17 protein-coding genes are annotated in these 20,312 nt (G+C 42.9%); 5 read left to right on the plus strand and 12 right to left on the minus strand.

Going from position 1 to position 20,312, the window contains the following annotated elements; all coding sequences use genetic code 11:
- Positions 1 to 6 precede the first annotated feature (6 nt).
- Complete coding sequence (locus LPH68_RS08810; protein WP_008771523.1) at positions 7 to 1,314, plus strand: IS5 family transposase; 1,308 nt, start codon at positions 7 to 9, stop codon at positions 1,312 to 1,314.
- A gap of 154 nt (positions 1,315 to 1,468) precedes the next feature.
- Here the strand turns inward: LPH68_RS08810 and LPH68_RS08815 are convergent, their stop codons facing one another.
- Positions 1,469 to 1,984 carry a DUF3836 domain-containing protein gene (locus LPH68_RS08815; protein ID WP_009040190.1) on the minus strand — a complete coding sequence of 172 codons (516 nt, stop codon included), beginning with the start codon at positions 1,982 to 1,984 and terminating at the stop codon, positions 1,469 to 1,471.
- 314 nt (positions 1,985 to 2,298) lie between these two features.
- On the opposite strand from LPH68_RS08815, the gene LPH68_RS08820 reads away from it, so the two are divergent.
- Entirely contained in the window at positions 2,299 to 4,257 is a 1,959-nt protein-coding gene (locus tag LPH68_RS08820; RefSeq protein ID WP_151923767.1) for a biosynthetic peptidoglycan transglycosylase, read from the plus strand.
- A gap of 27 nt (positions 4,258 to 4,284) precedes the next feature.
- Here LPH68_RS08820 and LPH68_RS08825 read toward each other — a convergent pair whose 3' ends face one another.
- From LPH68_RS08825 to LPH68_RS08835, 3 genes are all read right to left on the minus strand, one after another.
- Complete coding sequence (locus LPH68_RS08825) at positions 4,285 to 5,520, minus strand: hypothetical protein (protein ID WP_004314990.1); 1,236 nt, start codon at positions 5,518 to 5,520, stop codon at positions 4,285 to 4,287.
- 86 nt (positions 5,521 to 5,606) lie between these two features.
- On the minus strand, positions 5,607 to 6,299 hold the full coding sequence (locus LPH68_RS08830; protein WP_004314989.1) for a DUF4476 domain-containing protein: 693 nt from the start codon (positions 6,297 to 6,299) through the stop codon (positions 5,607 to 5,609).
- Between the two features lie 115 nt (positions 6,300 to 6,414).
- A complete protein-coding gene (locus LPH68_RS08835; RefSeq protein WP_004314988.1) occupies positions 6,415 to 7,254 on the minus strand; it encodes a S1 RNA-binding domain-containing protein in 840 nt (279 codons plus the stop codon).
- Between the two features lie 187 nt (positions 7,255 to 7,441).
- On the opposite strand from LPH68_RS08835, the gene LPH68_RS08840 reads away from it, so the two are divergent.
- Positions 7,442 to 8,443: a malate dehydrogenase gene (locus LPH68_RS08840; RefSeq protein WP_008026201.1), complete on the plus strand. Its 1,002-nt coding sequence runs from the start codon at positions 7,442 to 7,444 to the stop codon at positions 8,441 to 8,443.
- A gap of 71 nt (positions 8,444 to 8,514) precedes the next feature.
- On the opposite strand, the gene LPH68_RS08845 is transcribed toward LPH68_RS08840, so the two are convergent.
- The 3 genes from LPH68_RS08845 to LPH68_RS26615 all read right to left on the minus strand — a co-directional run bounded on the left by LPH68_RS08845 (position 8,515) and on the right by LPH68_RS26615 (position 11,165).
- The gene (locus LPH68_RS08845; protein WP_004314986.1) at positions 8,515 to 8,955 is read right to left on the minus strand and encodes a Fur family transcriptional regulator; all 441 of its coding nucleotides are present in this window, start codon (positions 8,953 to 8,955) and stop codon (positions 8,515 to 8,517) included.
- A gap of 7 nt (positions 8,956 to 8,962) precedes the next feature.
- Positions 8,963 to 10,909: a heavy metal translocating P-type ATPase gene (locus LPH68_RS08850; protein WP_192923119.1), complete on the minus strand. Its 1,947-nt coding sequence runs from the start codon at positions 10,907 to 10,909 to the stop codon at positions 8,963 to 8,965.
- Between the two features lie 124 nt (positions 10,910 to 11,033).
- Positions 11,034 to 11,165 carry a hypothetical protein gene (locus LPH68_RS26615; protein ID WP_008026195.1) on the minus strand — a complete coding sequence of 44 codons (132 nt, stop codon included), beginning with the start codon at positions 11,163 to 11,165 and terminating at the stop codon, positions 11,034 to 11,036.
- Between the two features lie 1,000 nt (positions 11,166 to 12,165).
- Between LPH68_RS26615 and LPH68_RS08855 the strand changes: the two genes are divergently transcribed.
- The gene (locus LPH68_RS08855; RefSeq protein ID WP_151923764.1) at positions 12,166 to 13,488 is read left to right on the plus strand and encodes an ATP-binding protein; all 1,323 of its coding nucleotides are present in this window, start codon (positions 12,166 to 12,168) and stop codon (positions 13,486 to 13,488) included.
- A gap of 72 nt (positions 13,489 to 13,560) precedes the next feature.
- On the opposite strand, the gene LPH68_RS08860 is transcribed toward LPH68_RS08855, so the two are convergent.
- The 5 genes from LPH68_RS08860 to rpoN all read right to left on the minus strand — a co-directional run bounded on the left by LPH68_RS08860 (position 13,561) and on the right by rpoN (position 18,729).
- Positions 13,561 to 15,405 (minus strand): 4-hydroxy-3-methylbut-2-en-1-yl diphosphate synthase, encoded by a 1,845-nt coding sequence (locus tag LPH68_RS08860; protein ID WP_151923763.1) that lies wholly within the window; start codon positions 15,403 to 15,405, stop codon positions 13,561 to 13,563.
- A gap of 147 nt (positions 15,406 to 15,552) precedes the next feature.
- Entirely contained in the window at positions 15,553 to 16,062 is a 510-nt protein-coding gene (gene purE, locus LPH68_RS08865) for a 5-(carboxyamino)imidazole ribonucleotide mutase (RefSeq protein ID WP_004296231.1), read from the minus strand.
- 52 nt (positions 16,063 to 16,114) lie between these two features.
- Positions 16,115 to 16,495 (minus strand): glycine cleavage system protein GcvH, encoded by a 381-nt coding sequence (gene gcvH, locus LPH68_RS08870; RefSeq protein ID WP_008026188.1) that lies wholly within the window; start codon positions 16,493 to 16,495, stop codon positions 16,115 to 16,117.
- A 29-nt stretch (positions 16,496 to 16,524) separates the two neighbouring features.
- Positions 16,525 to 17,196 (minus strand): hypothetical protein, encoded by a 672-nt coding sequence (locus LPH68_RS08875; RefSeq protein ID WP_004316578.1) that lies wholly within the window; start codon positions 17,194 to 17,196, stop codon positions 16,525 to 16,527.
- Between the two features lie 48 nt (positions 17,197 to 17,244).
- A complete protein-coding gene (rpoN, locus tag LPH68_RS08880) occupies positions 17,245 to 18,729 on the minus strand; it encodes an RNA polymerase factor sigma-54 (protein ID WP_008644971.1) in 1,485 nt (494 codons plus the stop codon).
- A gap of 138 nt (positions 18,730 to 18,867) precedes the next feature.
- Here rpoN and LPH68_RS08885 point away from each other — a divergent pair, with 138 nt between their 5' ends.
- Complete coding sequence (locus LPH68_RS08885; protein ID WP_055235815.1) at positions 18,868 to 20,241, plus strand: aminopeptidase P family protein; 1,374 nt, start codon at positions 18,868 to 18,870, stop codon at positions 20,239 to 20,241.
- Positions 20,242 to 20,312: the final 71 nt, after the last annotated feature.

The raw sequence follows: 20,312 nt of genomic DNA on the forward strand, positions 1-20,312 counted from the left end.
ATTATTATGATAAACAAGACCACCCCTCAGCCCTCCTTGTTCAGCTCTTTGACAGACCAGCTGAATCCCAGGCATCCCTTATACCTGCTTGCCAATAAGATAGACTGGCGCCGTTTTGAAGAAGCTTTCTCCCCGCTATACTGTGCCGTCAACGGTCGTCCGGCCAAACCCATCCGCCTGATGTGCGGACTTCTGATTCTTAAGCACGTGCGTAACCTGTCCGATGAATCGGTTGTTGAACAATGGAGCGAGAATGCTTATTACCAGTACTTTTGCGGTATGTTGGAATTCACGCCTTCCTATCCCTGCAATGCAAGCGAACTGGTACACTTCCGTAAGCGTGTCGGAGAAAATGGCATGGAACTGATTCTGTCAGAAAGTATCCGCGTCAATCAGGAGGACGACGGCCCGGACCATCACTGCACGGCCTTCATCGATTCCACGGTACAGGAAAAGAACGTGACTTATCCCACGGATGCGAAGTTGCATAAAAAGATAGTCCGCAAAGTGTTGTCTGTCGTAAAATCCTTAGGGCTTCCTTTGCGCCAGAGCTATACCTTTGTCCTCAAGAAGATCTACCGTGACCAGCGTTTCCGTAACCACCCCAAGAACCGTGGCAAGGCCCTGAAAGCGGACAAGCGGCTGCGCACCATTGCGGGAAGGCTTGTCAGGGAACTGAGGCGCAACCTGAAAGAAAACCACGGCTACGACTCCCTGCTCGACCTCTTTGAGCGGGTGCTTTCACAGAAGCGCAATTCTCCCGGGAAAATCTATTCCCTGCATGAACCGGAGGTGCAGTGTATCAGCAAGGGGAAAGAACATAAGAAATACGAGTTCGGCAACAAGGTTTCAATCGTCCGCTCAATTACCGGTGTCATACTGGGTGCCAAGTCTTTCCGGAATGAATATGACGGGCATACCATTGAAGAATCCCTCAGGCAGGTGGAACGCATTACCGGAAAGAAGATCAGGAAGTTGGCCGGGGACAGGGGGTACAGAGGAAAGAAAGAGGTGGGCGGCACCGGGATACTGATACCCGATGTTCCAAACAGGAAAGACAGTTATTACACACGCAAGAAGAAACATAAGCTATTCTGCAAGCGTGCAGGAATAGAGCCGACTATCGGGCATTTGAAATCAGACTTTCGTTTAGGACGCAACTTTTATAAAGGTGTGTTCGGGGATGTTGTCAATCTGCTCTTAGCCGCAGCAGCGTACAACTTCAAAAGAGCCATGAGGGTTCTTTGGCTACTTGTTGAAAAAATCTGCGGGACACTGTTTTCTTGCAATATCCCGCAGATGAGTACTTTTTAAGGGACGACTAAATAAGCACACCGGAAAGTAATACAAATCAATATAAGCTGTTTATCAGATAAACAGAACGGTGGACTTCCTCATAGGGCAATCCACCGTTTTTAATGCAGTTAAATTAAGAGAGAGAAGGAGTTTCACAACTCCTAATTTATTTTTATCTGCTGGCAGTCAACAGAGTTGCTTCATTCGTTGCCGGAGTAGCCACGTTCATAGCCCAGTTCACACTAGATTCTTCAATCCATTTATCATTCCATTTATAGTTCATATAAGCTACCGGCATATTAGCGTCGTTCAATTCGTACACGCTCTTTTCAACAGCCGCATCGTAAGCTCTGTGAGAATCATTCCAACGTGCGTATACCAAAGTGATTTCATTAGAAGAATAAGTATAATCAATCTTGAAGTACGGCAGCCATTTGTCAGTGGAAGCATCCCATTTGAAAGCCTCTTTGGTAGCCATTCTCTTTTGATCGTCATAGGTAAAATCATATTTCATGTGGCGATAAAGAGAGCCATCTAATCTGTAAATCACCTTCGATACTACAAGATCACCTACTGTTTCTTCATTAGTAATGAAGTTATTGTTTTGTGCCTTCACTGTTGCATTAGAGATACCTGCAAATACCATAGCAACTAAAACGATCATTCTGAATAATACTGTAGTTTTCATAATTGTATATTTTTTATTTGTTCAACATTCTGTTTATTTGTTCTTCTGTTTATTAGACGGATCAAGTGTTTCAAACGGTTGCAACATTCTGAACTTTTTTCATGTTTCTTCGTTGTCCGCTTGCGACTATAGATATGCAACGAGCGTGCCAAAAAGATAACAAGCTAATAATCAGTAAGATTGCAAAACAGAGTGGTGTACGAAAATGAACAGTTGTACGCTTAGAATCGAACAACCAATTAAAAAAACAGTTTATATACTACGAAACAGAATATTGTCTACCTTTGCATCCGATAAATTATCAAAATCAAACGATGAAAAAGAACAGTAAGAAACATATTCTTCTGCTGTCAGCCAGTGGAGTTCTACTCATCTGTCTCATCAGTATTTATTTAAGTCGCAACGCTCTCTTAAGAAGCATAGTCGACAAACGTACCTCCCATATTGAGCAAACTCACGGGCTACGTATTCATTACGATAATCTGGAAATGAATGGATTGAATGAAATTATCCTCGAAGGTCTCTCTGTTGTACCCGAACAACGAGACACATTACTGACACTCACATCCACTCGTGTCAAACTGAACTTCTGGAAATTACTAAGCAGAAAAATAAAAATACGTTATGTAGCCGCAGACGGAATTACACTTGCATTCACAAAGCGGGATTCCGTCGCCAACTACGATTTTCTTTTTAGAAAGAAACTAGAATATCTCACTCGAACGTCGCCACAAACGGCCCCCCAAACAAATTACGCAGAAAGAATCAACAAAATATTAAATTTATGTTATGGTTTTATGCCCGAAAACGGACAACTAAACAATGTCTGTATCACGGAAAGAAAAAACAATAATTTTGTATCTCTCACTCTTCCTTCTTTTATCATTAAAGAAAATCATTTTCAATCCGTCATCACCATACAAGAAGACAGTTTAGCACAGCATTGGATAGCCAATGGTGAACTGCACCAACATTACAACTCATTAAAAGCAACGCTTTATTCATCTGATTCTCTAAAAGTTTCCATACCTTATCTAACACGTAGATATGGTGCTAAGATAACCTTTGACACTTTATCGTATAGCCTGACGAAAGAAATAGGGTCTTCCAAACAAGTCTATCTCAAAGGAAAAGCAAGAGTGAACGGACTGGACGTATTTCATAAAGCCCTCTCTCCTGAAATCATTCATCTCGATCGCGGACAACTCTGTTACGAGATGAACATAAACGGACACTCATTTGAATTGGACAGTACCACCATTGTTGACTTCAACAAACTCCAGTTTCATCCTTATTTACGGGTCGAGAAGGAGAAGGGAAACTGGCATTTCACTGCAGCAGTCAACAAATCCTGGTTTCCGGCAGACGATCTGTTCAGTTCTCTGCCGAAAGGATTATTCAGTAACCTGGAAGGTATAAAGACAAGTGGTGAGCTGGCTTATCATTTTCTGTTAGACATTGATTTTGCGCAACTGGATAGTCTCAAACTGGAATCTGAATTGAAAGAAAAAGATTTCCATATCATAAGCTATGGAGCTACTTCACTCTCCAAAATGTCCGACGAGTTCATTTACACAGCTTATGAGAATGGAGTGCCGGTACGAACCTTCCCTATCGGTCCTTCATGCAAACACTTTACCCCCCTGGACAGCATTTCCCCCATTCTAAGAATGTCCGTCATGCAAAGCGAAGATGGAGCATTCTTTTATCATCGCGGTTTTCTGCCCGATGCCTTACGGGAAGCACTGATTTACGACCTGCAAGTGAAACGCTTTGCACGCGGAGGAAGTACGATCACCATGCAACTGGTAAAGAATGTATTCCTGAACCGTAACAAGAACTTTGCGCGTAAACTGGAAGAAGCATTGATTGTGTGGCTGATAGAGAATGAAAGACTAACTTCCAAAGAACGTATGTACGAAGTATATCTGAATATTGTAGAATGGGGACCGCTCGTTTATGGTATTCAGGAAGCATCTGCTTATTATTTCAAGAAACGCCCTTCGCAACTGACCACGGAAGAAAGTATTTTTCTGGCTTCCATTATCCCGAAACCCAAGCATTTCCGCAGTTCTTTTGCAGAAGGCGGACAATTAAAGGAGAATATGGAAGGTTACTACAAGCTGATTGCAAAACGTCTTGCACAGCAAGGAGTAATAAGTGAAATCGAGGCGGATAGTATCCGCCCCGACATCCAAGTTACGGGCGACGCCCGGAATAGTCTAGCCGGTGAAAAACCGGAGTCTAGTTCTCCTACCGCTGAGGAGCAATGAGATTGATATAAATAATAAAGGAATAGGTTATCTTCTTGAACTGCTGTTTCTTTCAGAAGAACGGGAAGAGCTTTGAGTGCTATTACTTCTCGTACTTCCGGAAGAAGAGCGTCTTTCTGTTTGTCCGCTGGAAACATTGCTCCGGGTAGAGCTACCGCTGCTTCGAGTAGAACTCGAACTACCGCTACTACGGCTAGAGGTAGTACTACTGCTACGGCTGGTAGTATTTTCACTACTGCGACTGGAAGAACTGCGACTGGAGCTAGAACTGCCACGATTGGAACTAGAACTGCCACGACCGGAGCTACCACGACTGGAAGAACTATTGTTTCTATCAGAACTGTTATTTCTATTATAGGAACCACTACTATCGTTTCGCCTACTTGAACTTTCCCTTGAGCTGCGACTTGTCTTTCCACTTTCACGGTTGGAACCGCTACTTGTCGAACTTCCGCTTGTCGGTCTGCGATTAGAGCTTGAAGAACCGGAACTTGTTTCCGGACGGGGACGAGTCGACGTACCAGGTCGCGTTGTCGTTCCGGGACGAGACGTATCAGGACGAGTAGATGTGCTTGGACGAGACGTTCCGGGACGTGTTGTTGATGAACCCGGACGGGAAGAATTACCCGGACGTGTCGGTGCATTATGCGGACGAGTGGAAGTATTCGGACGGAACCGGACAGAACCGAAGTCCGAACGACGATAAGAGTGATATACTCTCTGATCTCTCACCCGGTGCGGTGCAGAGTAATGGTTGAAATTAGTATATCTTCCCCGATAGTAGCTTGTATGGTGAAAGTGCGGACGATAATGCGCTCCACAATAAGTACGGTAATGATAAGGCACACCAAAATAGAACAAGCTACGGTTCGGGTAATTGATGTACACCCTGAAACTCCATTTCCCTCCGGTTACATAAATCGGCCGATAGAAATACTCGGCACCGAGAAACCGACGATACTGTGCATCGCTCAATACCCAGCGAAGATCGTCGTTACGGATATCCAAAGCTTCATAATAATCATCCAATGCCCATTCGTAACCACGTGCTACGTAATCCATTATATTACGGACAGAATAAATAAAGTCGTAATTAATCTCATACGCATCATTATATTGCTGTGTACTCAAACTCAATTCATACGCCATCTTATCGGTAAGAAAACGTGTCTCCTTACGTACCTTGCTGGTGCTCATTCCAGCCATTACGGTCATATTGGCAGTCAGGCCGACCGCAAAGAGTAAAAACAGTATTCGTTTCATAATTCAATCTCCTATCATTTATTATTCCGATAATATTCCTCAATAAACATGCGTAACATATCTCTATAACCGTACAGTTAATAGTATCAACGCCGACCATACCCTATCACAAAATCATTCATCTTGTCCTTGCTGGAAGTAAATGTCAGGGTATTAATCACTGTAAAGAAAGCTTCTTTATCTACAATGCGGGGATACATTATCTTCATAATTTCCATCCGGTCATCGTCAAATGTATAAAGTTTGGTCAGTTGGAGACATTGGGCAGATGTAAAATCAGAACCGGCCAATGCAGCATTAAGCAACTTTATACGATCATCTTTAAAAGGCTCCTTCTTCATCTCATTATAAAACGTTTGAAAGAGCTGATCGTTCATGACCCTGTTGTAACCATATCCCGGGCGGTGTTCTCCTTGTCCCGGACGATGTCCCCCCTGTCCGGGGCGGTCGGGTCTTTCCGGATGCATGTTATCACGTCCGTCTACCCATATCTCTTTCACTCCCCTACCATCGAAATAAACATAGTCTTTATACAATTTTTCTCCTTTCCATACTCGCTCTCCCGGACGGGTAAAGCGGGTGGCATATACTTCAACAGTATAATGTCCGGGATTCAAATTGGCTATAAAGCAGGTAGTAGTAGGCAAACTGATTTGGTTTCCTCCCAAGTAAACAAGTATCGGAGTGTTCCCACCGTCGATACGGATTCCGTTAACAGACTGCGCTTGTAAGGAAAGGGCAGCGAACAGGATGCAGAAACTTATTATAATCTTACGCATAACTTATCTCGTTTTTATTATTTATATCTTTAATCTGATACCACAAAAATAGGGTGAGGAAACTCCCCACCCCAATGATTCTCTCTATTCGTATGTAGGGAAATCCCTATTCTGTTTAGGAATCCGCCAAAACAATGCCATCCTCGTGCAAGGTTATCAGACGTTTCTTATACAAGTCGCCCACTCCTTTCTTAAAGGTTTTCTTGCTGACACCAAACGTGTCGTAGATATCTTCCGCTGGACTTTTATCATTTAAGTTGATTCGTCCCCCGTGCTCTTTGATATAGTCTAACAGCGTTTTCGAAAAATCGTCAATCTTTTCAAAACCGGGTTTCTGAAGAATCAAATCTACCTTACCATCTTCACGCACCTGTTTCACAAAAGCTTTCATTTCCATCCCTGTCTCCAACGGACAGAATATTTCATTTTCATACAACAAACCGCTATACATATCATCTATAATTGCCTTAAAGCCTAAGTCCGTCTTCTGCCAGATAAGAATATTCACCTCTGCTCCCGGAGCATATTCCGGCTTTTCTTTCGACAGATAACGTTCCACTTTTGCTGAAGCCACAATACGGTAACTCTCTTCATCCACATGTGCATGAACCACATACTTCCGTCCAACCTGCATTTTCATCTTCTGCTCACGGAACGGCACAAACAGGTCTTTCATCAATCCCCAGTTCAGGAAAGCTCCGTATTGATTTACCCAGGAGACTTCCAGACAAGCAAACTGTCCGACCTGCACTAACGGGGTCAGTGTCGTAGCAATCAGCCTCTCATCCATATCCAGGTAAAGAAACACATTCAAAAAATCTCCTATCTTACAATCCTCGGGCACATAGCGGGTAGGCAACAAAATCTCACCTTCTTCCCCACCATCGAGATATACGCCGAAATCGACTTCCTTCACGACTTCAAGCTGGTTGAACTTTCCTAATTCGATGCTCATATTCTTATCTATTATATTATATAAGATACAAAGATAATCTATTTTGAATAGATCCCTCAATCAGTCAGCTATAACTTTTCGTTATCGGGCAAAACTATTTGCAATGAACAATTTGCGTTCTAATATGTTAACTTTGTAGCGACAAAAAGAAAGAGTAAATTATTCACCTTTTTAAACATATAAAATTATGGAATTTCTAACCAACGAGAAACTTACGATTGTGGGAGCTGCCGGAATGATCGGCTCCAACATGGCACAAACAGCCATGATGATGAAACTCACTCCGAATATTTGTCTCTATGATCCATTCGCACCAGCTTTGGAAGGAGTAGCTGAAGAACTGTATCATTGCGGTTTTGAAGGTGTCAACCTTACCTATACTTCCGACATCAAAGAAGCGCTGACCGGAGCTTCTTATATTGTTTCTTCCGGTGGAGCAGCCCGTAAGGCAGGTATGACCCGCGAAGATCTGTTGAAAGGAAATGCAGAGATTGCCGCTCAATTCGGAAAAGACGTTCGCCAATATTGCCCGAACGTAAAACATATCGTTGTCATCTTTAATCCTGCAGACATCACCGGTCTGATTACTTTATTGTATGCAGGTTTGAAACCTTCACAAGTTTCTACATTGGCTGCGTTGGATAGCACCCGCCTGCAAAACGAACTGGTGAAATACTTCCATATCCCCGCTTCCGACATTCAGAATTGCCGTACGTATGGCGGTCATGGAGAACAAATGGCTGTATTTGCATCTACCACTAAAATAAAAGGAGAACCCCTGACCGATTTCATCGGTACTACCCGCCTTCCGTTGACGGAATGGGAAGCACTGAAAGTACGTGTCATCCAGGGTGGAAAACATATCATCGACCTGCGCGGCCGTTCTTCTTTCCAAAGCCCGGCTTATCTGTCTATCGAAATGATTGCTGCTGCTATGGGCGGACAGCCATTCCGCTGGCCTGCCGGAACGTATGTTTCCAATGGCAAATTCGACCATATCATGATGGCGATGGAAACTTCAATTACTAAAGACGGCGTTACTTATAAAGAAATAGCCGGAACTCCTGCCGAACAAGAAGAATTAGAAAAGAGCTACGAACACTTATGTAAACTTCGTGACGAAGTGATTGAAATGGGAATCATCCCAGCCATCAAGGACTGGCATGCATTGAATCCCAATATTGACTAATCAAACAATATTAGCGAAAGCAGAAAGCCGAAACCTGACGATCTTTTTATCGTTCCGGGTTTCGGCCTTTTTTATTTCATTGCCAATGTCATTCCCACGGAAGAACATTCCTGACAAATCCCTTTAAGGACATAATTAATGCTATGCAAAGTAAATCCTTCAGGCAAATCAATCACCGGGATATGGGTACCTTCCAGGCAGAATGTACGATGACATTTCTCACAATAAAAATGCGAATGTAAATCCTGTACCACACAATTGCAAGAGTTGTCGCAAACGGCATACTTCAACGAACCGCTTCCATCGTCTATGCTATGTATGAGGTGATGAGACAAGAAGAGAGCGATGGTACGGGATATGGTCGATTTATCAACTGTGTCGAGCAATGTTTCGAGGTCAAGCAATGACACTGCACGCTCTGCCTGCATCATCTCTTTTATCACCAAGAGCCTTATTGCAGTTGGCTTAATGTCTCTTCTGACCAGCTTATCCAAATAAATATCTTCTTCCATCTTTCTCCTACTTTATCATTTTCTGTATTCTGACGGCGTTCATTATGGCAAGCAACGCAACGCCTACATCTGCGAAAACAGCTTCCCAAAGAGTAGCGATTCCACCGGCTCCCAAAATCAATACAAGCAATTTCACTCCAAATGCCAGTGATACATTCTGCCAAATGATTCTTCGTGTCAACCTTCCAACTTTGATAGCTTCGGCTACTTTCGACGGCTGATCTGTCTGTATCACGACATCGGCTGTTTCAATGGCTGCATCACTGCCCAATCCGCCCATAGCAATACCGACGTGACTCAAAGCAAGCACCGGTGCGTCATTCATTCCATCGCCGACAAATGCAATCCGGTTTGCCTCATCCTGACGCAATTTTTCCAGGTGTTTCACTTTCCCTTCCGGCAGCAAGTCGCCATAGGCTTTCGATATGCCGAGCTTCTCCGCAAAGTTAGTAACAATACTCTGTTTATCACCGGATAATATCTGTATGTTTTCAATATTTAAAGCTTTTAAGCGATCAATAGCTACCTTTGCGTCTTCTTTCAAGGCATCAGCCAACAACAGATAACCGGCATAACGGTTTCCAACAGCACAGACTACAATGGTATCTGTTATCTTCAACAATTCTTGCGGAAAGGATATATCAAACTTGGACAGTAACCGGCAATTACCAACCAGAACCGGTATTCCGTCTACCGTTGCTTCCAATCCGAAGCCGGCATATTCTTTCGTATCGGCAACGGTTACACGTTCAATATTTCGTTCTTTCGCATAATTCACAACAGCTTTGGCAATCGGATGTGTGCTATCACTTTCTACCGAAGCAATCAGTTTCACTAATTCTTCTTCCGAAATATCGCCTGCACTTTTACAAGCCTGCACGTCAAAGGTTCCTTTTGTCAGGGTTCCTGTTTTATCGAATACCACCGTATTGATTTTGGTGATAGCGTCCAGATAATTACCGCCCTTGAATAAAATACCCAATCGGGATGCCGCTCCGATACCACCAAAATAGCCTAATGGAATACTAACCACCAATGCGCATGGACATGAAATCACCAAAAAGACCAAAGCTCTGTATAACCAATCATTAAATGTGAATACAAATGCAGGATTGATAAGTGAATAGACCAATGGAGACAATACAATTAATACGGCCAGTATGATAACAATCGGTGTGTAAACACGGGCAAACTTGCGAATAAACAATTCTGCCGGAGCTTTACGTTCGGCGGCATTCTGAACAAGTTCCAATATTCGGGCGAGTGCGCTCTTGTCAAAAGGTCTCGTCACTTCAAGTCGGATTACCTTGTCGGTTACAATCATTCCGGCAAGCACTTCCTCCCCTTTCCGAATATTACGAGGCGCGCTTTCGCCCGTTAATGCAGCTGTATTAAAAGCGGCAACCTCATTCTGCATGGTTCCATCGAGTGGCACTCGCTCACCTGCCTTTATTTCTATGATTTCGCCGACTTTTATCTTTTTAGGACTTTCAGTAACAAGATTACCCTCTCTAAGTACCAGTGCTTTTTCGGGTCTTACGTCCAATAAGGCTCCGATATTACGTTTGGCTTTATCTACCGCTTTACCCTGAAACAGTTCTCCTACTGTATAAAATAGCATCACGGCTACGCCTTCCGGATATTCGCCAATATAGAAAGCCCCCAGAGTAGCAATAATCATTAGAGTAAACTCACTGAAATAGTCTTTTTCCCTGATGCTTTCCCAGGCTTCTTTCATCACCGGAATTCCTACCGGAAGATAGGCTACGATATACCATATCAAAGAAACATATCCTTCACGGAAGAATGCTAAATCGAGAGCATTCATTATTATTCCACCTACCAGCAGCAGGAGAGAGAATATCACCTTCCCATATTCATGGAATACCGAAACCTTTGCATCAACCCTTTTTTCTGTTGCGCATGAGTGAGCGCCACAACTACAATGTCCCATAACATTCATCATTTAGTTGATGCAAAGGTAACAAATGATTTATGCAACAAAGTTGCATAAATCGGTTTTAGCACCTTTCAATGTCAGCAATATCGCAACAGCCATTTCCAAACCGGCACGACTTCTATATCCAACTCATTCCCTGAAATTGTCCTTTCTTCATCCCAAGTAATGATATCGGTCTTTCAACCAGCTGAATCTTACTAATTTCTTGCTGACGCTCGGCTATAATTGCCTTTATTATTCGTTTTTCCATAAAATATGCTCTTTATATTGCACAAATATAGCAAAAACATGCTTAATATATTAAGCAAGACTTCTTTTTCTTTCCAACTGTAGCTACTATTTTTTTTTAGTTGTCAACTGCTACTTATCCTTTACGGGACGAACTTTGACAGGACAGAAGAAGATTGCATATAAATTTGATGATTCTTATTGTCAACCAAAATTTTTTCCCGATAGTATAATGATTATCACCGGTTTACATGCTGACAATAAGCCATGACAATAGGCTGACAATAAAAAATCAGAACTTTTATTGTCAGCCTGTTCCATTTTATAAGCACCTGAAGGACATCATCGCCTGCAGTAACCATACCATCCACATAGAAAGCAGCTTTTTAAAATGAATCCCCCTATTAAATGAATGTCATATAGCCGGTATCTTTCACTTAACAAGTAGGTATTGTTCCATTAAAGCATCAGTATTGTTAACTCTCCACGGCCGTGACGAGATCTTTCCACGGCCGTGGTAGGAACTCGCCACGGCTGTGGGAAGAAGTCACCACGGCCGTGACAAAGTAAAGATAGCGGTACTTCAGTAGAACTATACTGGCACTCTAGGGCAACTACATAGGCACGTTAATGGAACTATATAGGTAGATATCACTTTGGGAGGCTGTTATTAAAATGCGACGTTACTTCAGAACATGCTTCTAAAGCTATTATTTATCAAGTCATAAAAGGATCATAAGAGATAAAAATAAGGCTGACAATAAAAGTAGATATATTTTATTGTCAGCCTATTATCAGCATCTATTGTCAGGTGATATAGCATTGATATTCATATATTTGAATATCACCCTGACAGTTTGACAATAAAATTGGTATAAATCAATAGAAACGATCATAAAATTTTTAATTGGGAAGGGTAAAGAATTTATAAAAAGAAAGAAAAAGTTTGCCGTTCCCTTAAGAATAAATATCTTTGTAACCGTGGTTACAGTAACCACAGTTACTAATATAATTCACTGACTATGAGGTTTTATAATAGAGAAGAAGAACTAAAAGAGCTAAAACGAATTCAGCAATTGGCATTTGAGGAAAGTTCAAGAATGACAGTCGTTACCGGTCGCCGTAGAATTGGGAAGACAAGCCTCATCATGAAAGCCGTTGAAAAGACTCCCACTGTCTACTTATTTATAGGGCGCAAAAATGAAGCAACCTTGTGCGAAGAATTCATCCCACTTATCGCACAAGCCCTACAAATCTTTGTTCCGACAGAAATCCGAAGTTTCCGAAACTTATTCCAATACCTAATGCAGCTTTCGACACAACGGACTTTCAACCTGGTTATTGATGAATTTCAGGAATTCTATACTATTAATGAATCCATATTCAGCGATATGCAAAATATTTGGGACCAATATCGGAAGTCCTCACACATGAATTTGATTGTCAGTGGTTCCATCTATTCTCCCATGCAAAAAATTTTCCAAGACAACAAAGAACCACTCTTCGGAAGAGCTGATAACATAATCAAGTTGTCAGCCTTTAGTCTCTCTGTTCTAAAAGAAATCATGCATGAATATGCCCCGACACATTCGAATGATGATCTTTTAGCACTTTATACTTTTACTGGCGGGGTGCCTAAATACGTGGAACTTTTTTGCGACAACCATACGCTTCACGTGGAAAGCATGATCCATTTTATGGCTCGCGATAATTCTCCCTTTACCGAAGAAGGAAAAAATTTGTTGATAGAAGAATTTGGAAAAAATTACGGAACCTACTTTTCTATTTTAAGTGCAATTGCCGGAGGCAGAAATACACAAGCAGAAATTGAGGCAGCACTAGGAGAAAAAAGCGCAGGTGGCTACCTGAAACGTCTGATAGACGATTATAATATTATCATACGCCAACGTCCCATTTTAGCTAAAGAGAGCTCAACAACTGTCCGATATGAAATATGTGATAATTTTATTAGGTTTTGGTTCAATTACTTCGATCGTAACCGTTCATTGATAGAAATTAAAAACTTTGTAGGGCTGCGTAATATCATAAAAGCTGATTATCCAACCTACAGCGGAAAGATATTAGAACTTTACTTCAAACAGAAATTCGCAGAAAGTTATCAATTCCGTGCCATCGGGTCATGGTGGGAAAACAAAGGGAACCAAAACGAAATAGATATTGTTGCACTCGGTCTTGAAAAAAACAAAGCAGTAGTTGCTGAAGTAAAACGCCAACGTAAAAACTTTAAGCCAGAGTTGCTGGAACAGAAAGTTGAACATTTGAAGAAAAAGCTATTGCCTCGTTATACTATTGAAACAATGTGTTTGTCATTGGAAGATATGTAGTACATAGTTAGGCACGGATGACAGGTTTTCTATGAGATCAGTCTCCCATCACCTGTATTCCGTGCCCAATTATCATTGTTGGTTTTCTTCCCGATCTGTTCGGATAAACTCCAGGAGTCGTTCTACCGCCTCTTCTTCAGGAATATTCTTTTCTACACACACCTTGCCTTTATAAAGACTGATTTTGCCTCGTCCTGCTCCTACATAACCGTAGTCAGCATCCGCCATCTCACCGGGACCATTCACGATACAGCCCATAATGCCGATCTTCAAGCCTTTCAAATGTGAAGTGGCTGCCTTGATACGGGCAATTGTTTTTTCCAAGTCGTAAAGCGTACGGCCGCAACCGGGACAGGATATGTATTCTGTCTTAGAGGTACGGGTACGTCCGGCCTGCAAGATTCCGAAAGCAGTGGCGTCGACAACGGCATGGCTCAAACTGCCCTGATTGAACAGGAAGATACCATCGCAAAGACCGTCAAAGATCAAGGCTCCCATATCGGCTGCGGATTTTATCTGCAAATTCTCCGCATCATCTTCCGCATAATGCTGGAAGAAGACAACCGGATTCTGCAAACCTTCCGTCATTAGCTGATGCACCAATGCACGGTGCTCACCCAAACGGTTCGGATGGTTGCTTTGAGAGATGATTACCACTTCCGGATGGTACTTCAAACAGGCTATCACTTCATCTGTTTGGGCCATATAGGGTATAAACAGGAATTTAAGCGCTGCATCACATTCACCCATCAATGGTAGTTGCGCATGATTGAAAGCAGGCCAGGTTCCGGCCTCTCCTTGCCATACGTCCGCATCAAGAATATATTCCACGCCTTCTTCCCGTTGTTCGGGCAAGGCTCTTCCGGCATAAATATAGTCCGGAGTGAATTGCGGATTTACTTCTGTCTTTCCGTCCATGCGGTCGGCAATGACTACGGGCACATGTTCGCCTCCGATATTACGGACCGCTTTTGTCTTCCGGCGTTCAGGAGACAGATAGTTAAATTCAGGCGCCTCCAATCCCGGAATATAAGGATGCTCCTGCCTCAACAGAACATAATCCACCAATTTACGGGCTACCGGAATTTCAGCTTCGGGTGCTTCACTCAAAGATACGCGGATGGTATCGCCCAACCCGTCGCTCAACAATGCGCCGATGCCGAGAGCCGACTTGATACGTCCGTCCTCTCCGTCTCCGGCTTCTGTCACTCCGAGGTGTAGCGGGAAATTCATCCCCTCTTTTTCCATGACGTCCACCAACAGACGAACGGTTTTCACCATTACCACGGTATTGGAGGCTTTGATGGAAATCACCACATCTGTGAAGTTCTCCGCTACACAGATACGAAGGAATTCCATACAGGATTCCACCATTCCTTCGGGAGTATCACCATAGCGTGACATGATGCGGTCGGACAAAGAGCCATGATTCACACCGATCCGGATCGCTGTATGATTCTCCTTACAGATATTCAGGAACGGGACAAACCGGTCATGGATTTTCTGTATTTCCTGCGCATACTCCTCGTCTGTATATTCCAGTTTCTTAAAAGTACGTGCAGCATCTACATAGTTTCCCGGATTGATGCGCACCTTTTCCGCATATTGAGCAGCTACATCCGCCACTTTCGGATTGAAATGCACATCGGCAACCAATGGAACCATATATCCCTGACTACGCAGTCCGATATTGATATTCATCAGATTCTCCGCTTCCTTGATACCCTGCGTTGTGAGGCGGACATACTCGCCACCTGCGTCAACAATACGTTTCGCCTGTTCCACACAAGCCTGCGTGTCCTGCGTAGACGTATTGGTCATCGACTGGACACGAATAGAATTGGGGCCGCCCAACGGCACAGCCCCAATATTTACTTCTGTGGTTTCTCTTCGAAAATAATTGAATAGATCAACCATTTTGATTTATGATTTATGATTTACGATTTATGATTTGATGACTGAAAACACTTTCTGCGCAATATGCAAAGACAACGTGCAAAGACAACATACGATTTACGAAGATATTTCAATCGTCAATCGTAAATTGTCAAATCGTAAATCACATTAGTTTGTTTTATATTCAAACTTAACTTCTTTCAGTTCTTCGTTTGCTTTTACGATTTTCTTTTTCAGTCCTTCTTTGTAAGCAGCAAAAGCTTCTGCCAATTTCTCGTCACTCAATGCCAACATCTGAATGGCAAGGATAGCGGCATTCATCGCTCCGTTTATAGCAACCGTTGCCACAGGAATGCCCGGAGGCATCTGGATGATAGAATAAAGTGCGTCTACACCATCGAGCACGGAACCTTTTACGGGTACTCCGATCACCGGCAGTGTAGTATTGGCTGCAATTACACCGGGAAGGGCGGCAGCCATTCCGGCAGCGGCGATAATAACTTTAATGCCACGGTTGCGGGCATTCTTTGCAAACTCTTCCACAGCTTCAGGTGTGCGGTGAGCAGAAAGCGCGTTCATTTCGAACGGTACATGCATATCATTCAGCAGTTGCGCAGCCTTCTCCATAACAGGAAGGTCAGACGTGCTACCCATGATAATACTTACAATTGGAGTCATTTTGATTTACTATTTTACGATTTACTATTTACAATTTAAAGTGAGGTAAGAATTATCCGTTTACCACAGCTTTATACGCTTCGGCATCCAGCAGGTCCTCAACGGCTTTCAGGTCTGTCGGTTTCACTTTAATCAACCAACCTTCGCCATACGGATCTTTATTAACCAGTTCCGGATTTTCTTCCAATGCTTCATTTTGTTCCATCACTTCACCTGCTACAGGCAGGAAAAGATCGGAAATTGTTTTCACTACTTCGATGGTTCCGAATGTCTCACCGGCTTCCAACGTTTCACCAACAGTCGGTATGTCTACGAACACGATATCACCCAATTGTTCTTGAGCATAATCAGTGATACCTACGTATGCAATGTCTCCTTCAACGCGAATCCATTCGTGTTCGTTCGTGTACTTCAAATTCTGTGGAAAGTTCATAATAATTAGTTTTTAGGATTTATACTGTTTTAAAATAAAAATACTCGAAATAAGATGTTGCTCACCGGATGAAGTACCAAAAGGGCACATATCAAACCAACCGCAAAACCGGAAAGCACCTCACCCAACGTGTGATGTCCCAATACAATTCGTGCAGAACCTAATATACCGGCAATCAATATAAACAGGCATAACCATCCGACCGGATTGTAACCGAACAAAGCACTGAAAGAAACCAGTCCGCCGATCACTCCGCCTATTCCTGCCATGTGTTCACTCAATTTCCATTTCAAATTCACTGCAATGCAGATAATAGATACTACCAAAGAAACGAGGATGATACCTGTCATATACCAAGGTATATTCAGCCGGCGCATCATCAACAGGCAGAACACATACGAGATGATAGTCAGCAGAATCGGTACATAACGTTTCTTGCGCTCACTCAACTCCTGACGGGCAAAGCCATTGATTTTACGAAACAGGAAAATGGTAATGGTAGGTGTCAGTATGGTAAAGCAGTAAACAATTCCCAACACGATCAACTTATATTGTATCGGCATGATACGAAGATAAGAAAACAGGAATAACACCAGAAACGATAAAAACGGAATAGAAAATGGAGTAAAGACCATCGAAGTAGCTCTCGCCACCTGCAACATTGTCTTATCCGCTATGATATGTTCTCTCTCTCTGTCCATCAGCACTAATACTTAATACTTTTTATACTTAATACTTTATATTCGTTCTCATTTTCGAAGTCGCGCAACCGGAATATTCAACTGCTGACGGTATTTGGCTACCGTTCTACGAGCAATGGGATAACCTTTCTCTTTCAAGATGTCCGCCAATTCATCATCTGTCAGCGGTTTCTTCTTGTCCTCCCCATCAATACACTCTTTCAGAATCTTGCGTATCTCACGGACAGACATTTCTTCACCGTCCTCCGTGGTATACCCATCACTGAAAAAGAATTTGAGCGGATAAATACCGTAATTTGTCTGCACATATTTACTGTTGCTCACGCGGGAGATCGTTGAAATGTCCAGTCCGGTACGTTCAGCCACATCTTTCAAAATCATCGGTTTCAACAGAGATTCGTCTCCTTCCAAGAAGAAAGGACGTTGTAAATCAATGATAGCCTGCATGGTAGTCATCAGGGTATTCTGACGCTGCCGCACAGCATCGATAAATCCTTGTGCCGCATCCATTTTCTGCTTCAGGAACATCATCGCTTCTTTGGATTCTTTTGATTGATTAGCCCTGTTTTTGGTATGCTCTTCCACCATTTCCGTAAAGTCGCGACTCATACGGAGTTCGGGGACATTACGGTTATTGAGGCTTATATTGATGGTTCCATCATCATACGTTTCCACGATAAAGTCGGGAACTATCTGTTGGAGATTCCTGCCGATCGCTTCTCCCAAAGAAGCACCCGGACGAGGATTCAGCTTGGTTATCTCATTAAGAGCTTCCTGGAAAGTCTCTTCATCAATGTCCAGTTTCTTTATAATCTTCTCCCAGTGTTTACGGGTGAATTCTTCATAGCACTCTCTAATGATACGTTCTTCCAACTCCAGTATCGGATTGGGCTTCTTCTCTTCATCCTTCTTCCGGCAAATCTGTATCAACAGACATTCCTGAAGGCTACGGGCACCGATACCAGCGGGATCAAAATCCTGCAAGATACAGAGTGCTTCTTCCAGTTCTTCTTCTGTCGATTCGATGCCGGCATAAATCACCAGTTCATCACAGATGCTCTCCAATGACTTACGGAGCAGTCCGTCATCGTCCAATGAACCGATCAGATATTCCACCAAGTCACGCTGATGTTCAGTCAGGTTGCGTTCACGCAGCTGTTCTTTCAGGATTTCATAAAAAGAGGTGGAATCGGAGAACGGAATATCCTCCGCCTGTTCGTCTTTCGAACGGTTGTTTTCTTGTAATTTATAATCGGGAATATCGTCTTCAGTCAGATAATCACTCAAAGAATCATAATCGTTGGCATCACTATCCATGCCATCTTCCGTAGTGTCGGAATCAGCATACTCATCCGCAGCGTTTTCTTCTTTACCTTCTTCAAGTGCCGGATTTTCAAGCAGTTCAGCATGGATACGGTCTTCCAGCTCTACTGCGGGAAGCTCCAACAGTTTCACGACCAGAATCTGCTGGGGCGAGAGCGTTTGTACCTGCTGTTGCGCCTGAGATTGTATTTGACGGGAACCTTGTGCCATATTCGTTTTTGCTTTCTACTATTTCTCGCTACAAAAGTAACTTTTTAACGAGAGATTACACAGATTAGGGAGATAATTTTTAATCCTATAACACAAAATTCGTTATCTTTGTTGCACGAACTTAAAAATTAGGACAATATGTTTGCCAAAGAAACGTATATGCAGCGAAGAGCCCTGCTAAAAAAGAATTTAGGCTCCGGGGTATTGTTATTTCTCGGAAATGACGAGTGCGGACTGAACTACGAGGATAACACCTTCCGTTATCGTCAGGATTCTACTTTCCTTTATTATTTCGGACTTTCATGCGCCGGCCTTTCGGCTATTATCGATATTGATGAAGACAAAGAAATCATTTTTGGAGATGAACTGTCTATCGACGCAATCGTATGGATGGGATCACAACCTACATTACACGAAAAATGTGAACGTGTGGGCGTAAAAAATCTGATGCCGTCCGCAGAAATTACAAGCTATCTCCACAAGTGCGTCCAGAAAGGGAAAGCGGTTCATTATCTGCCGCCTTACCGTCCCGAGCATAAATTGAAACTGATGGATTGGTTGGGTATTCCCCCTACACGTCAGGAAGGTTCTGTTCCATTCATCCGTGCCGTTATCGCCCAACGTAATTACAAATCTGCCGAAGAAATTGTAGAAATAGAGAAGGCTTGCGATGTAACTGCCGATATGCACATCACCGCCATGAAAGTGCTCCGTCCGGGCATGTATGAATACGAAGTGGTAGCGGAAATGAACCGGGTGGCCGAATCTAACAACTGCCAGCTTTCTTTTGCCACCATTGCCACTATCAACGGACAGACTTTACACAACCACTATCATGGAAATAAAGTAAAACCGGGTGATTTATTCCTAATTGATGCAGGCGCAGAAGTAGAATCAGGCTATGCAGGCGATATGTCGTCTACCATTCCTGCCGACAAAAAGTTTACAGCCCGCCAGCGCGAAGTATACGAGATTCAGAATGCGATGCATCTGGAATCTGTAAAAGCCCTCCGTCCGGGTATTCCTTATATGGAGGTATACGAACTGTCTGCCCGTGTCATGGTAGACAGTATGAAGGCACTCGGATTGATGAAAGGAAATACGGAAGATGCGGTCCGCGAAGGTGCTCATGCGTTATTCTATCCTCACGGATTAGGTCACATGATGGGATTGGATGTACACGATATGGAAAATCTGGGAGAGATATGGGTAGGATATAACGGCCAACCGAAGAGTACACAGTTCGGTCGCAAATCGCAACGTCTCGCCATTCCGTTGGAACCGGGATTTGTACACACGGTAGAACCGGGTATTTATTTTATCCCGGAACTGATTGACATGTGGAAAGGAGAAAAGAAATTTACCGATTTCATCAATTATGATGTAGTGGAAACTTATAAGGACTTCGGTGGTATCCGCAATGAGGAAGATTATCTGATTACAGAAACCGGCGCCCGCCGATTAGGTAAAAAGATTCCTTTGACACCGGAAGAGGTGGAAGCGTTAAGATAAAAAGCTCCATAAAAATAAAAGCCTCATCAAAATAAAAGAAGAACCTTTCTTCTATTCAAAATCAATAGCGG

Source organism: Bacteroides sp. 1_1_30 (assembly GCF_020982715.1).
Taxonomy (GTDB): domain Bacteria; phylum Bacteroidota; class Bacteroidia; order Bacteroidales; family Bacteroidaceae; genus Bacteroides; species Bacteroides xylanisolvens.